This window comes from Alteribacillus sp. HJP-4 (genome assembly GCF_042139015.1).
GTDB lineage: Bacteria > Bacillota > Bacilli > Bacillales > Marinococcaceae > JBHIKY01.
This window is the reverse complement of record NZ_JBHIKY010000006.1, coordinates 80969-94784: the sequence shown is the minus strand read 5'-3', so window position 1 is coordinate 94784 and position 13816 is coordinate 80969. Positions and strand designations below refer to the sequence as shown.

Below are 13816 nucleotides of genomic sequence, written 5' to 3'. Positions count from 1 at the left end.
ATATAATAAAACCTTCTTCCGGTTAGAAGAAGGCCTGTTAAGTGATAAAACATACACTTCTTCTCATCTCTCAGACGAATCGTCTGATGGATTTAGCACCTGACCGCCGCAGCAGCTGGTTGCTGAGATTTCTTAGGGCCTGTCCCTCCATCTCTCTTGATAAGAATAATTTTTCAATTGTAATTAAACCGTACATGAAATTTGTCGTAATTGCAATAAGAAAAGCGCAATCTTCACGATCTGCGCAGCTTTCCAATAATTAATTTAGAATTATTCTGGAGAAATGTCGATTAATAAATCTGTTTCGTTTCCGCACACACATCGTTTAAAACCAGTCTCCAGTTCGCCTTCTGCATTGTGTTTTCCACGGAGAATATATTTTTCACTACATTTTGGGCAGCGGATCACAACTTTATAACGGATGTTGACAGTCAAGCTTCCATCCCCTTTTTCTGCGGCGTTTTATTGGCATGCTTAGTTTTAGATAAGGCGAACCACCAAAGGAAAAACATAAATGGCACCATCATTATTAAAATATTTTCATGAGTAGTTAATAATATCAAATCGTATACAGCGTGTAAAACAATAGGCAGTACCAGCGCAGAAATGATCCAAAAAACGGAGCTTCTTTTCTCCGGAAAACGGGCACATCCGAAATAATAACCCATTACTACCCCGAACAGTGCATGACTGGAAACGGGAAGGACTGCTCTTCCAAAGGCATAATCTATGCCAACTGCCATTAAGTATAAAACATTTTCTGCAGTGGCGAAACCAAGCGAAAGGGCAACTCCATATACAATTCCATCATACCTGGTCCTGAATTCCGCGAACCGGTAAACAAGAAAATAAAGTAAAAACCATTTAAAAAATTCTTCCAGAAGAGCTGCCCCCGCTAATGCTTCCTGCCACTCTTCTGTTAGTACTCCCTCTGTCCGGAGTGCATACTGTAAAACCATTATCGGAAACACTAACAAAACACCCATGATAAAAGAGCGCATTACCTGCCAGGCGGTATTTCTTTCATATTTGTTTTTTAAAAAAAAGTAACTTAACAGTGCAACAGCAGGCGCCAGTGCAGCCGTTATTAGTGCAATCACCTCGCATCCGCCCCTTCTAGACCGCTTTTATCGTAACACGGTATTTTCAGACAGTAAAAGAAAGATTAAGATAGTAGGAGAATATTGAAAGGGAGGGCATGAACGTTGAATAATATCTTAGTGATTCACACAGGCGGCACCATTTCTATGAAAGAGAACAAAACTACCGGAGATGTCTCTCCTGACACAAAGAATCCACTCCACGAATGGGAGGAAATTGCTGCAGAATTCGCAAATATTAGTGTACATTCCTTTTTACATCTGCCCTCACCCCATATTACTCCGGCACATATGATGGATTTATTTCGCTTCATAGAACAATGTATGGCGGACAAGCCGGCAGATGGTGTAGTGATCTCTCACGGCACCGACACTCTTGAGGAGACTGCCTATATGCTTGATCTGCTGCATCATGACGAGTATCCAATCGTCATTACAGGCGCAATGCGTTCGAGCAACGAAATAAGCCCCGACGGACCTCACAATTTTGTTTCCTCCATACGGACAGCTGCTTCAGATAATGCAAGGGGTATGGGAGTACTCGTCGTTATGAACGATGAAATACACACGGCAGAGCACGTGACTAAAACACATTCTTCTAACATAGCGACCTTTCAAAGCCCGCCTTATGGCCCAGTGGGATTGATAACTAAACGAGGAATTCTCTTTCCAAGAAAACCTGTAAAAAGAGATCATTTTCCAGTGTCAAAACTTTCAAAAAAAGTTCTATTGATTAAATGTTACGCAGGAATGGAAGAAGATAGTTTTCGTCATTTTATATCGCAGCGCTTCGATGGACTCGTGCTGGAGGCTCTCGGCCAGGGGAATGTGCCCCCTGCTCTGTTAATGCCATTAAAAGAGGTACTCGACCGCGGTATACCCATTGTACTGGTGTCACGTTCCTTCAGCGGTATCGTACAGGACACCTATTCCTATGAAGGCGGCGGCCGCCGGTTAAAGGAAATGGGCATCATATTTTCGAACGGCCTCACCGGCCCTAAAGCCCGCTTAAAATTACTGGCTGCTCTTTCAGTAAATTTAGATAAATATAAACTTCAACACACCTTTGAACAGCTTCAATGATGATTGGGCCAGCCGGGCTGCCGGAATTTCTAAAAAAATCGTATTGGTTACATCCCCGCCTCTCTGGAGAAAGCGGAAGCGTTTCGCAGATATGCAATAGTTTTGATTTTCAACCATCAACTGCCTTAATATTTATTAAACAATAAAGCAGACGCAGATTAATTCTGGGTCTGCTTTCGAATTTCTTCTGCAATTTTCTCTCCGTGGAATCTTCCATTTTCTATAAAGATTTCATTAGCATCTATTCCTGCAGCAATCACTCCAGCAATAAACAGGCCCTTAACGTCCGTTTCCATTGTATCTTCATTAAAAACTGGCTTACCTGTCTGAACATTGACAGAGGCACCTGAGCTTTTCAATAGAGTCTGGTCAGGGTGATAGCCTGTCATGGAAAAAACCGCATCCGCAGGGACTGCTTTGACCATTTGATCCTGTATGTAATGGACCTCAGTATTTGTTATTTTGCTGACCTCCGCTCTGAAATGAACCATTACTTTATTATCTCTAATTAATGCATTTAAATCAGGCAGTATCCAAGGCTTTACCGTATCGGTGAAGCTTTCACCCCGATAAAGCAGTGTCACGTTTGCTTCTGCCTGCTCTAATGCGAGCGCAGCATCTACAGCAGAATTTTTCCCGCCGATGATGACTACATTTTTCTTGAAATAAGGATGTCCATCACGGAAATAATGATTTACATGAGAAAGGTCCTCGCCTTCAATATTCATATAATTGGGGTTGTTGAAATAACCTGTGGCAATCACCACTTGGTTGGCAGAATAATGGTGTGATTCTCCTGTTTTTTTTCTCGTATCAACAAAAAAGCAGCCTGAATTCCTGCAGAGAGCCGTAACCTCTTCAAAAGAGGCTATACGGATATTTCTCTTTAAAGCGACTTTGCGGTAATACACCAGCGCCTCCTGTCTGACAGGCTTGCGTCCGTTGGATGGAAACGGAAATCCTCCTATTTCCAGTTTATCACTCGAACTGAAAAAGGTTTGATGCAAAGGATAATTATAAATAGAATGAACAATATTATCTTTTTCAATAACGAGCGGTTCGACCCCAGCTTTTTGAAGCTCTATTGCAGCAGAAAGTCCACAAGGGCCAGCTCCTATGATTATAACGCTTTCCTGTTGTACCACCTTGATAAACTCTTCCTTTCTAATGAAAAACTTTCCTCTTGTATACTTCCATTCTTTACTAAAGAATAATTAAATCAAAAAAAGCCGCGCCGGAGAAACCCGGAAGCCGGCTTATACAAATAAAATTAGATCCACCCTCTAAATCGCGATGCTTCGGCCATTTTCCTGACACCGATCATGTATGCCGCAAGTCTCATATTTACCTTCCTCCCTTGAGAAAGGCGGTAAATATTTTCAAATGAATTGACCATGACTTTTTCCAGCCGTTTTTCAACCTCTTCTTCTGTCCAGTAATAACCCTGATTGTTTTGTACCCATTCAAAATAGGACACCGTGACTCCCCCCGCACTTGCAAGCACGTCGGGGACAAGCAGAATGTCCCGTTCATTCAGGATTTGGGTTGCCTTCCAGGTTGTCGGACCATTTGCTGCTTCAACTATGATTTTAGCTTTTATTTTATCTGCATTTTGTTCCGTAATCTGATTTTCTATCGCTGCTGGAACCAGGATGTCACATTCTACTTCCAGAACCTCTGTATTTGTAAGCCTTTCTTTAAATAAGTTTGTAACGGTCCCGAAAGAGTCCCTTCTGTCAAGAAGATAATCAATATCAAGACCATCTTCATCATAAAGGGCACCATACGCATCTGCTATTCCGACAACTTTCGCTCCAGAATCATGCATAAATTTTGCAAGAAAACTACCCGCATTCCCAAACCCCTGAATAGCTACCCTTGCCCCGTTCATATCCATACCTTTTTTCTTTGCTGCTTCACGAATACAGATAGTTACACCTTTTGCGGTAGCGGATTCTCTTCCATGCGAACCACCAAGCACGATTGGTTTACCCGTAATAAACCCGGGAGAATCGAACTCGCGTATTCGGCTGTATTCATCCAGCATCCATGCCATAATTTGAGAATTTGTAAACACATCGGGAGCAGGAATATCTTTCGTAGGCCCGACTATCTGACTAATTGCCCGGACATAACCGCGGCTCAGCCGCTCCAGCTCTCGAAACGACATCTGCCTTGGATCACAGACAATGCCTCCTTTTCCACCACCATATGGTAGGTCAACAATTCCGGCTTTTAAGGACATCCAAATGGAGAGTGCCTTTACTTCTTTTTCTGTAACGTCAGGGTGGAAGCGAACCCCGCCTTTCGTCGGTCCAACTGAATCATTGTGCTGTGCTCTGTAACCTGTAAACACCTTCGTAGTTCCATCATCCATCCGTATTGGAATTCTGACCGTAAGCAGACGCAGGGGCTCCTTCATCAGCTCATATACTTCCTGCGGATATCCTAATTTGTTCAAAGCATCATATATAACAGTCTGCGTCGATGTCAGCACATCCAAATTCTCAGGCTCTTTCATCTGTTCATTACCTGCATTCTTATTTTTATGATCTGTCATTCTTTATTCACCCCTGCGGCAATTTGCTTTATCAGCATTCTTGTGCACCTTACCTACTACTATAAAGAATAATATTTTTCATTTCCATAAAAAGCAGAAATTGGTCCCACAGATAAAGAGTGAAGAGATTTTCTTATTTACGGATCTGCAGTTCATGTAAAGCGGATTTTGATATGACACGCTGTGCTTTTTTATTTAAAGTCTCCACTGAAATGCGTGTTCTCTCTCCATATTCTTCTGCCAGGGCAATCACTTTTTCTTTTTTCGCTGCATTAGCTGGCAGTGGAATGGACAAATAAAAACACGGATACCACTCATAAAGAGCTCCGCCCTTCAAGCCTTCATTTCTCGCCAGCTCTGCAAATGCGTGAATGTTTTCCATGTTGACAAACCGGATGATGATGGAGCGATTCCAAGAACCGGCTCGATGATTCAAGGATATAATATTACCCAGTTCATCATAAAAATGCATATAAAAAATAACCGCCCCGTCTTCCGTTTCCTCCATTTCTGCATCCATATTGCAATCAGCAGGAATCAAAAAATGACTTCGTACAATATTAAATAGTTTATGAAAAAAATTCTCTGCAGCTTCTTCTTCTCCAAAATTACATTCCATATCTATACCAGCACGATTGAGTTCTTTCTTTGTGACAAGCACTTTAACTGACTCATCCGCCCAACTGTAGAGTTCCATGTTTGTATCCTCCCGGGCTCATCTCACTAAATGGAAGTTTTTTTCTTTTTATACTGTATTCTAAAACTCTCGTATCGGTGAGAATTAGTTATTCAGCCTTTTTCAAACATCGACTGTTGAACCCACTGTTCCCATACTTCTTTGGCTGGACCGACGAGCTGAGATTTATAGGATTGTTTCTGCAGCTCCGGCATTGAATCAAAGGCAAAACCGCCTGCCCCAATTTTCAAAGATGGAAATTCCTCTAAAAGCATATCAATTAATGTTAAAGTCCCATCAAGATTTTCAATGAGGGTGCATGATGTGAAAAACAGCTTTGCATCAACTTCGCGAATAACGTGGACTACATCCTCTTCAGGGATTCCTGCCCCTAAATAAATCACTTCAAACCCTTTTCTTCTAAGAAAAAGAGTGAATATCATCAAGCCGAGTTCATGCTTTTCATCCGGTCCTGCTACAGCAACTACCTTCGGCAAAAATCCGTCAATCGGATAGCTGTGAAATATATTACCTATTTTAGTTCGTAAAAATGCCGTTACATAGTGTTCATGGGCTACAGTAACCTCTTTTTTTTCCCACATGTCACCGACTTTATAAAGAAGTGCACCTAAAATGTCTATAGCCACTTTTTCGATACTGAACATGGCAAATGCTTTATTCATATGCTCATGGGCCTTTTGTTCTTTAAACGCAAGCAGCGCCTGTAAAATTTCCTGTGCGATCTTATTCGACTGATCCTCCTGGAAAAACGTTTCTGCTTCGTCTTCTGCTATATTTGTCTGTTCCAATAAATCCACTGCCTGACCTATTGTGAATCCTTTGTTTACTTTGTCAAGCAGCCACTTTAAGACAGAAACATGCTCATCGGTATACAATCTGTGCCCAGCCTGATTTCTGACCGGCTCCACAATTTTATATCTTCTTTCCCATGCCCTCAGTGTGCCCGGCTGAATCCCAAGCATCGTTGAGATTGCCTTAATATTGTACTTTCCCTCTTTTTTAATCATCTCCGTCCCTCCGCCGGCTATCGTCATTTACAGCATTTGCAATTACACTTTTTCATACAAACTAATTAGATGAGTTTCAGAGGGGGCGCCCAGTCTAAGGGGGAGACAGGTAGTCCCATACCCGCTGCTGACAAGCACTGGTATACCGTTTCGGTTTTTCCATCCGCCTTTTTCACGTAACCCTAACGGTCCCAGACGGATTTGTCCTCCATGGGTATGTCCCGTAAAGGCACACTGAATACAATGCCCTGATGGAAGCCTTGCAGTCATAGCAGGATCGTGCATTACCAATATCAACGGGCCCGGCAGATTTGTAAGAAAAGAGGTTTTAGCTCTACCTCTGCTCCAGTCATCTAAACCGGCTATATATAAAGATTCTCCCGAGATATTCCATTTGTAAAAATCGTTTTCAAGCAAAAAAACTCCTTCATTCTGCAGTACTGAAGAAAATTCCTCATCCAGGTTCTCCCCATCATTATTCCCCCATACGAAGAGTACTTTCCCTATCTCCGTCAACTTTTTTACATTTATTCGAACTTTCTCCAATGGAACATTTTTTTCCATTAAGTCCCCGCCGATGATAACGAGTTCAGCTTTATCCTTTACTCTGTTTATTATTTTGTCTGAAATTAACCTGTTATGAATATCCGAAATAAAAAAAATGCTCTGACCTCTGAATTGTTCAGGCAAATTTTTTAAATAAATCTTTTCTGATGTAACATTATTCCCTTTTGCCAGTGAGAGCATATAAACAAATAAAAAGAATGCTGCTATTAAGAAGCTGTTGAAATATCTCAATGGAATCTGCCTTTCTAAGTAATAGACAATCACTATAATGTATTTTAGCAAAAAATCAGCAAAAATGAATCTGAACAGAGCATATAGTATATATATTTCCTTCTAACGCCTGAATTAAACTTTGTTTTTCAATTAGGAACTGATTGAAAAATGCACAAAAAAAAGAACGGGCTCCCGTTCTCGCTGTTACATATGCTGGGAATGACGCAGGCATTTATCACACTGATTCATGTAAGACTCATGCTGTTCTTCCATAATTTCTCCACAATCAGAACATTGCTTTTGCGGAAGATTTCTAAAAAACTCCATGACTCTTTTCATTATTTTCTCATCTCCTTTAATTCTGTATTAGTCTCTATATATGTTACTGATATTGTATTATAACAGTATGTCCGAAGTCAATGCTGTTTTGCAACATTTAAGCCTATTTTTATCTGTTGTATAACTAAGCCGTCACATATTATGCAATTCATTTCCTTTTTTCTTTAGATAGTTAGTTTATAATTTAAATATAGGCTTAAAAAGATTGGAGGCGCTTTATCGATGGATCTATTTATATTTCTTATCGGAGCTGCCGGCTTTGGTTCAGGATTTATTCTTTTGTTATTTTTTCTAATCAGTAAGCGTTCATTATTCGTGCCGTTTATTTTGATGATCGTTGGTGTTATTTTCTGTTTTGCCGGCTTAATATTATCTTCTCCTCTCTCAGAGGAAGAACGAGCCGTTAATTTTTCTTTAGAAGAGGGCTTGTAATTATATTGAATATTCTTTCAATTTAAAATATAATAAGAGGGAGGAAATTCATATTTACTTTCCGGAGGCGGATGATTATGAAGCTGAACAAATTAACACGCCGCTCTTTAGTTACTGAGGAGGATATTGAATACAACTATCGTCTTGGAATACCTGTTGAAGTCTACTGTCTGTACACAGAATCTACGGTTGCTTTTGGAAAAATTGCTTCGTTTACTTCCCGGCATATATGTATTTCGAAAACGTATTTTAACAGAAATCACTTTGTTTTTATCGGTCAGAGAATTATGAATGAGTCTAAGTCTTCCCTCGTTTAACGCATTCAGGCCGCCAGCTTTTGAATCGGTGCAGCTGTGCGGCCGGAATTTGTATTTCAATTTATTAAAAATGGGAAAGCAGCAGCGGCAGCAACGATACATAAAAATAAAATAAGCAGCAGGCTGGCTAAAGGTAGGCGGATACGGAGCCCTGCCTTTTTTTTATGCGCGAGCTTTCTTGAAGGAAGGGCAGAAGTTGTTATATGACTGCTCGTGTGCTCCTTCTTTTCTGTTTTTATTTTGTTTAACCGTCGTAAGTCTTCTGCCTGATCTTTATATTCATGGTTTGTCACAGGTCTGCCCCCTTTTTTAAAAGTCAGCTCTTTCTACAAAATGGAAAATTTCTTTCAATTCTTCCTTCCAGGAAAGGTCAATGCTATTATACTTATGCTCTTTATTTACAGATTCTCTGACAGCTATCCCGCAAATATCACAGCAGTTTTCCACTTTGAGCCCCGGCGTTTCATTGAAATATCGCAGTAATGATGACCGTCTGCATGTACTGCTGTTTATCCACCTTTCCATGTATTCAAGCTTTGCTTTCTTTTTATTTTTTCGATTACTTATAATAGAAAGCAGGTATTTTAATGTTTCTTCTACTTCTAACTTACCGTGAGTTTCAATTCGCTTTTTTATATAATACAGGAAAAAATGCATAGATTGTTCTTCCCAGCCTAATTTTTCTAGAAAATAATTTCTAAGTGGTATTTTTTTAAGACTTGAAATTTCCGGCCAATCTAATAAAGCCTGCCTCATTTGCAGATCATCCGGAAATTCTTTTTCGATAAGAAGACGAGGAAGGACATGATCTTCGCTGGCATTTAACAACAGTGCAGCACTATTTAAACCATCTCTTCCTGCTCTGCCTACTTCCTGTACAAACGATTCTAAATCCTTGGGATAATGATAGTGAACAATAAATCGAATATTGTTTTTATTTACCCCCATACCAAAAGCATTCGTGCAACAAATGATATGTAAGTGATCATTCAAAAATTGCTGCTGTATTAATATACGGTCTTCTGAAGACATGCCTCCGTGATAGGCAGCTGCTGATATATCAGGCAGCCTGTGGAGCATGGCGGCTAATTGTTCTGCTTTTTTACGTGACGAAACGTATACCAGCCCAGGACCGGCCATTGATTTTACAAAGGATAAGAGCTGTTTTTGTTTTTCATGCTCAGTATCAATACTGAGTACCTCCAAAGAGATATTTGGCCTGTCTACAGAAGTTGAAACCTCCAGTGGCTCCCGCATGTGTAAGTGCTTTTTAATATCTTCTTTTACTTCGGAAGTCGCGGTTGCAGTTAATGCAAGACATACAGGATAACCGAGCATGGAACGGACTTTTCCAATTTCGAGATAATCTGTCCGGAATTCATGGCCCCATTGTGAGATACAGTGTGCTTCATCTACAGCCAGCATAAATATATTGATCGACGATAATCTTTGCAGAACCTCCTTCTGCTGAAGACTTTCAGGCGAAATGTATAATATCTTTAATGATTTAATGTTTAGTAATACATCTTTTTTCTCTGAAGAAGAAAGAAAGCTGTTAAAGGCGGCTGCCTGTTTAATTTTTTTTGCCTTTAATTCCTGAACTTGATTCTGCATTAAAGAAAGCAAAGGTGATACCACCACTGTAAGCCCATCTTGTATTAATGCCGGAAGCTGGTAGCACAGTGATTTGCCAGATCCAGTGGCAAGCATTGCGAACGTATCTCGTTTATTTAAAACCGCAGAGATAATCTGCTCCTGACGGCTTCGAAACTCCGTGAGTCCGAACCATTTATAAAGCTCTGTCTGAAGATAATCCATATTTCCTCCCAAAATAAGCAAGTGTCAGTCTAATGGAAAAATAATCTGTATCTGCTGAAACGTATTCCTTAATATTCTTGAGCCGGTGCGTCTGCAAGGTTGAAGCTGCATCCATAATTTCTTTTTGTCTAGTTTTTGAGACATAGGAATCAATTGGAAACGAGGTATCCTCAGAGGCTATTTCGACAAAATGATCCTCAATCGTGCTCTGTTTTAATCGGCGTATTACCGAGATATCTTTAAGTGACATGTGTTGATTTAAATAATTTAGTGTTTTTAAAGCAGAGATCGTAAATGGCTTATATTGCACAAGTGGAGAGGCTACATCTGAAAGTATGGGAAATGTGGAAGGATGAAGCTGGCACTGGCTGATACAAAAATGAACGGCTGCGAAAAACTCGTAATAAAGTTCATCTTTTTCCCTCTGCATCTCATCAGCAAGCTGCAGAAACGTTCTTCCAAAATGATTACGTCCTGAGAGTCTTCGTGTCATTATTTTGGCGGTTGTTTCTGGGAGCTGTTGAAGGACTTCAAACATTTCCTTGTATAGCTGCCTGCCTAATTGTAATTGGCTGGTTTTCTCAGAAGGCCAATAGCGCTTTACCCATTGCTTTGCCTCAAAATCACCTGTAGCGGGAAGAAAGGCTCGCTCTTGTGCCAACATTTGAGAAAGAGATTGGATTAGTAGAGTGAGACGATTCCAAAACGGGGCTGCTGAAGTTCCAAATTTCCAGCCGTTAAAATGGTCGATGGCAGGGTGGAAATTCATCCACGCTCTCGCAGCCGCCTCCCCTTTGCCGGTTAGAAAGGCGCTTTTTCCCTTCAGCTTAATAAAACCGGCAGCCTGGAGAGATTGCAGGTTCTTATGGAATTCTGTCTCGGATAAAAATGGGGAAGATGAATAAAAATGAGCTAGCTCGTACCATTTTATATCCTGGATGGTCTGGGAGGATTTTTTTCCTTTTATAATATGAAAGACAGCCATGCAGCTCCTGTCCTCCTGCACTTCGGTTAATACGAGTAAAATTAAAGCCTGATGAAAAGAAAGCGGATTCATATATTTTGCACCTCAGATCAGTATTATTAGGGGATGCAAATGAATAGTTTTTCTGTTGAAAAGTTTATCATGAAAGAATACAATATGAAATAGACGTTTATAGATCAAGCATAGAACACATGCTTAGAATCGCATATACTGATAATTTTTTACGTGCAGGAGGTTTGCTGACATGGCAAAATACACCATTGTGGATAAAGATACATGTATTGCCTGCGGGGCGTGCGGAGCTGCTGCTCCAGACATTTATGATTATGATGATGAAGGTCTCGCAGAGGTAATTCTTGATGAAAATAAGGGAACCGCAGCAGTTCCTGAGGAACTTGAAGAAGATTTAATGGATGGATATGAAGGATGCCCGACCGATTCTATTAAAATCGCTGATGATCCATTTGATGGAGATCCGTTTAAATATGAGTAACGTCTAAATTTCCAGGCCGCCGTGCCTGGTTTTTTTATTATTCTATGTAAACGCCGGGAATCCTTTTCATCTTCGCTTCATTCCTGCTATAATGCTTTATGGAATCATAAATTTTAAGGAGGCGTTATATATGGCAAATAAGGTTGTTGAAGCACTCATTGAAATACCAACAGGAAGTCAGAACAAATACGAGTTTGACAAAGAGAAAAATGTTTTCAAATTAGACCGCGTTCTCTTTTCTTCTATGTTTTACCCGGCTGAATATGGATACATAGATGAAACACTTGCGCTTGACAATGATCCTCTTGACATTCTGGTACTTGTTACAAATCCTACCTTTCCTGGATGTGTAATTGACGCACGAGTTATTGGCTTTTTAAATATGATTGACGATGGCGAGGAAGACCAGAAACTTCTCGCAGTCCCTGTAGAGGATCCACGTTTTAAAGACGTCCATTCCATTGACGATGTTCCTTCTCACAAACTAGAGGAAATCGCCCATTTCTTCGAAACTTATAAAGATTTACAGAAAAAGAAAACAGAAATTGGTGCCTGGGAAGGTGCTGAAGCAGCAGCAGCACTCGTGGAAGAATGTGTAAACCGTTATAAAGACCAATCTTAATGAGAAAGGGCTGACCCAAAGTTATTTTGGTGACAGCCCTTTTATTTTTTGATCATCTGTAACTTCAGTCTCCGTCTTTTCACTGACACACCCCGGGTCTCCCTGGATTTGTCGATTCAGCTTCATTTTGAGTGGGACCTCCACATTATTTACTGAGGTTCACTGCAGAATTGCAGCAGCAGCGGTACTGCAAACAGCCATATCCTATCTGACTGTGAGAATGGCAGCGGATTTTGGCCGATTCCAGTTTCTACAGTAAACCCCGGGCGCCGAAATGTTTTTATAAACCAATCTTTATAGCCTGCGCCGCTGCCTGCATTTTTCACAAGATGGTATGAGCTGGCTGCAGCAAGCTTTTCGGCAATCCTCAGGCTTTCCACCGGCTCGAATCCGTTGTACCCCCAATAGATTTCTTCCCCCTGAGAATGCAGAGCAAGCACCATATCAAACTCCTGTTCCATTGAGAAGGTGTACACAGTTTTAGCTTCCGGCTCAGTTAAAGGAGCTTCTCCTCCATAGTGCCGCGGGAACGGACGCTGCGGACTTGTTCTCGACTCCTCTTTCCAGCCGGCCGGCCACTGATGATTTAAATCTACACCGCGTGCATTGGCAGACCAATGATGAAACAAATTCATGCCCCCATTAATCTCAAGAATGCTGTTATAATAAGGATTCTCCTCGTGTACCCCTTCTTGAACAAGCTCAGCACCATCAGGATTCACTAATGGCACAGTAGCAATCGTATTACTTTTCAGAATTGAATTCACATCATATCCAAGCCAGCTTTCTCTCCTTCGACTTTTAATATCAAGCGCAATTAAAAATTTCATCAAAAGCCAGCCATTCAGCCATTCATTCCCATGCCAGACAGCAGAAATGAATAATTTACGGGGGCCATCCCCAATTGAAAAGCCATAGATAGGCAGATGGCAGGCCGATCTGCCTATCTCGAATTTATTAACCTGTCCTGACAATGTCCTGCTGTCTTTTTCAAGCTCTCTCCATCCATACTCAAACGAGCAATTATTTATATGTTCTGAAGATGCATTCTTTGTTCTGGCAATAATATAATTTTCACCCGGCACAATATAATCTGATGGTCTGCATTGATTCAATCTATAGAAAGTTTCGAGATCAGCATGATACTGGTGAGCGATTTTCGCTGGAGTGTCTCCTTTGACCGCTTTATGATATATCAAATGTTTGCCCTCCATTTCCAAAAAATCTCTATACGATTAACGTATGTCTCTGTGTTATAATTAGAATTGACATCGAACCAAACTTGTGTTAAATTTCTTACAACTCTCAATAGACTATTGTCTATTGCACAAATACAAATATGATATGCAACGAGGAAGAATGAAGAAAGCAGGATTATTCACAGAGAGCCGGCGTATGCTGAAAGACGGTAATATCAGCTTTCCGATAGCCCTTCCTGGCAGTCTTTCCGAACATGTTATAGTAAGAAAGATCGGATAAATCCGTTACCTTTGAGCAATTTTGCTCCTTGAGACAGACAAATGTCTGTGCAAAGAGGGTGGTACCGCGGAAACTTCCGCCCCTCACGAATCCTTTCGTGTGGG

17 protein-coding genes, 1 riboswitch and 1 other annotated feature are annotated in these 13816 nt (G+C 40.7%); of the genes, 5 read left to right on the top strand and 12 right to left on the bottom strand.

What is annotated here, in order from left to right; translation table 11 throughout:
* Window positions 1-60: 60 nt before the first annotated feature.
* A riboswitch (SAM riboswitch) is annotated at window positions 61-166 on the bottom strand.
* Window positions 167-270: 104 nt separating this feature from the next.
* On the bottom strand, window positions 271-435 hold the full coding sequence (locus ACE4RR_RS07360; protein WP_375534764.1) for a hypothetical protein: 165 nt from the start codon (window positions 433-435) through the stop codon (window positions 271-273).
* A complete protein-coding gene (prsW, locus tag ACE4RR_RS07355) occupies window positions 432-1100 on the bottom strand; it encodes a glutamic-type intramembrane protease PrsW (protein WP_375534763.1) in 669 nt (222 codons plus the stop codon). Before prsW ends, ACE4RR_RS07360 begins: the two co-directional genes overlap by 4 nt.
* A gap of 105 nt (window positions 1101-1205) precedes the next feature.
* Between prsW and ACE4RR_RS07350 the strand changes: the two genes are divergently transcribed.
* Window positions 1206-2183, top strand: a complete 978-nt coding sequence (locus ACE4RR_RS07350; RefSeq protein ID WP_375534762.1) for an asparaginase — start codon at window positions 1206-1208, stop codon at window positions 2181-2183.
* Between the two features lie 158 nt (window positions 2184-2341).
* On the opposite strand, the gene ACE4RR_RS07345 is transcribed toward ACE4RR_RS07350, so the two are convergent.
* The 6 genes from ACE4RR_RS07345 to yhfH all read right to left on the bottom strand — a co-directional run bounded on the left by ACE4RR_RS07345 (window position 2342) and on the right by yhfH (window position 7566).
* The gene (locus ACE4RR_RS07345) at window positions 2342-3328 is read right to left on the bottom strand and encodes a YpdA family putative bacillithiol disulfide reductase (RefSeq protein WP_375534761.1); all 987 of its coding nucleotides are present in this window, start codon (window positions 3326-3328) and stop codon (window positions 2342-2344) included.
* A 125-nt stretch (window positions 3329-3453) separates the two neighbouring features.
* Complete coding sequence (locus ACE4RR_RS07340; RefSeq protein WP_375534888.1) at window positions 3454-4704, bottom strand: Glu/Leu/Phe/Val family dehydrogenase; 1251 nt, start codon at window positions 4702-4704, stop codon at window positions 3454-3456.
* A gap of 172 nt (window positions 4705-4876) precedes the next feature.
* The gene (locus ACE4RR_RS07335; protein ID WP_375534760.1) at window positions 4877-5440 is read right to left on the bottom strand and encodes an adaptor protein MecA; all 564 of its coding nucleotides are present in this window, start codon (window positions 5438-5440) and stop codon (window positions 4877-4879) included.
* A 92-nt stretch (window positions 5441-5532) separates the two neighbouring features.
* The gene (locus ACE4RR_RS07330) at window positions 5533-6447 is read right to left on the bottom strand and encodes a MerR family transcriptional regulator (RefSeq protein ID WP_375534759.1); all 915 of its coding nucleotides are present in this window, start codon (window positions 6445-6447) and stop codon (window positions 5533-5535) included.
* Window positions 6448-6489: 42 nt separating this feature from the next.
* The gene (locus ACE4RR_RS07325; protein WP_375534758.1) at window positions 6490-7245 is read right to left on the bottom strand and encodes a metallophosphoesterase; all 756 of its coding nucleotides are present in this window, start codon (window positions 7243-7245) and stop codon (window positions 6490-6492) included.
* Window positions 7246-7431: 186 nt separating this feature from the next.
* Window positions 7432-7566: a protein YhfH gene (gene yhfH, locus ACE4RR_RS07320; RefSeq protein WP_375534757.1), complete on the bottom strand. Its 135-nt coding sequence runs from the start codon at window positions 7564-7566 to the stop codon at window positions 7432-7434.
* Between the two features lie 222 nt (window positions 7567-7788).
* On the opposite strand from yhfH, the gene ACE4RR_RS07315 reads away from it, so the two are divergent.
* Both ACE4RR_RS07315 and ACE4RR_RS07310 read left to right on the top strand, forming a co-directional pair.
* Window positions 7789-7998: a hypothetical protein gene (locus ACE4RR_RS07315; protein ID WP_375534756.1), complete on the top strand. Its 210-nt coding sequence runs from the start codon at window positions 7789-7791 to the stop codon at window positions 7996-7998.
* A 77-nt stretch (window positions 7999-8075) separates the two neighbouring features.
* A complete protein-coding gene (locus ACE4RR_RS07310; protein WP_375534755.1) occupies window positions 8076-8315 on the top strand; it encodes a hypothetical protein in 240 nt (79 codons plus the stop codon).
* 56 nt (window positions 8316-8371) lie between these two features.
* Here the strand turns inward: ACE4RR_RS07310 and ACE4RR_RS07305 are convergent, their stop codons facing one another.
* From ACE4RR_RS07305 to ACE4RR_RS07295, 3 genes are read right to left on the bottom strand one after another with little or no spacing between them, the layout of a single operon-like run.
* Complete coding sequence (locus tag ACE4RR_RS07305) at window positions 8372-8608, bottom strand: hypothetical protein (RefSeq protein ID WP_375534754.1); 237 nt, start codon at window positions 8606-8608, stop codon at window positions 8372-8374.
* Window positions 8609-8624: 16 nt separating this feature from the next.
* The gene (locus ACE4RR_RS07300; protein ID WP_375534753.1) at window positions 8625-10133 is read right to left on the bottom strand and encodes a RecQ family ATP-dependent DNA helicase; all 1509 of its coding nucleotides are present in this window, start codon (window positions 10131-10133) and stop codon (window positions 8625-8627) included.
* Entirely contained in the window at window positions 10105-11190 is a 1086-nt protein-coding gene (locus ACE4RR_RS07295; RefSeq protein WP_375534752.1) for a YpbB family protein, read from the bottom strand. Before ACE4RR_RS07295 ends, ACE4RR_RS07300 begins: the two co-directional genes overlap by 29 nt.
* A gap of 172 nt (window positions 11191-11362) precedes the next feature.
* On the opposite strand from ACE4RR_RS07295, the gene ACE4RR_RS07290 reads away from it, so the two are divergent.
* Together ACE4RR_RS07290 and ACE4RR_RS07285 are read left to right on the top strand one after the other, a co-directional pair.
* A complete protein-coding gene (locus ACE4RR_RS07290; protein WP_375534751.1) occupies window positions 11363-11611 on the top strand; it encodes a ferredoxin in 249 nt (82 codons plus the stop codon).
* Between the two features lie 130 nt (window positions 11612-11741).
* Window positions 11742-12233 carry an inorganic diphosphatase gene (locus tag ACE4RR_RS07285; protein WP_375534750.1) on the top strand — a complete coding sequence of 164 codons (492 nt, stop codon included), beginning with the start codon at window positions 11742-11744 and terminating at the stop codon, window positions 12231-12233.
* A 149-nt stretch (window positions 12234-12382) separates the two neighbouring features.
* Here ACE4RR_RS07285 and ACE4RR_RS07280 read toward each other — a convergent pair whose 3' ends face one another.
* Complete coding sequence (locus ACE4RR_RS07280; protein ID WP_375534749.1) at window positions 12383-13432, bottom strand: M14 family metallopeptidase; 1050 nt, start codon at window positions 13430-13432, stop codon at window positions 12383-12385.
* Between the two features lie 141 nt (window positions 13433-13573).
* Window positions 13574-13799: a binding site (T-box leader), on the top strand.
* The last annotated feature ends 17 nt before the right edge of the window (window positions 13800-13816 follow it).

Coding starts and splice junctions, on each gene's coding strand:
- ACE4RR_RS07330 (WP_375534759.1), bottom strand. CDS start 6,447: ATGATTAAAAAAGAGGGAAAGTACAATATTAAGGCAATCTCAACGATG.
- ACE4RR_RS07290 (WP_375534751.1), top strand. CDS start 11,363: ATGGCAAAATACACCATTGTGGATAAAGATACATGTATTGCCTGCGGG.
- ACE4RR_RS07335 (WP_375534760.1), bottom strand. CDS start 5,440: ATGGAACTCTACAGTTGGGCGGATGAGTCAGTTAAAGTGCTTGTCACA.
- ACE4RR_RS07340 (WP_375534888.1), bottom strand. CDS start 4,704: ATGAAAGAGCCTGAGAATTTGGATGTGCTGACATCGACGCAGACTGTT.
- ACE4RR_RS07295 (WP_375534752.1), bottom strand. CDS start 11,190: ATGAATCCGCTTTCTTTTCATCAGGCTTTAATTTTACTCGTATTAACC.
- ACE4RR_RS07315 (WP_375534756.1), top strand. CDS start 7,789: ATGGATCTATTTATATTTCTTATCGGAGCTGCCGGCTTTGGTTCAGGA.
- yhfH (WP_375534757.1), bottom strand. CDS start 7,566: ATGAAAAGAGTCATGGAGTTTTTTAGAAATCTTCCGCAAAAGCAATGT.
- ACE4RR_RS07310 (WP_375534755.1), top strand. CDS start 8,076: ATGAAGCTGAACAAATTAACACGCCGCTCTTTAGTTACTGAGGAGGAT.
- ACE4RR_RS07300 (WP_375534753.1), bottom strand. CDS start 10,133: ATGGATTATCTTCAGACAGAGCTTTATAAATGGTTCGGACTCACGGAG.
- ACE4RR_RS07285 (WP_375534750.1), top strand. CDS start 11,742: ATGGCAAATAAGGTTGTTGAAGCACTCATTGAAATACCAACAGGAAGT.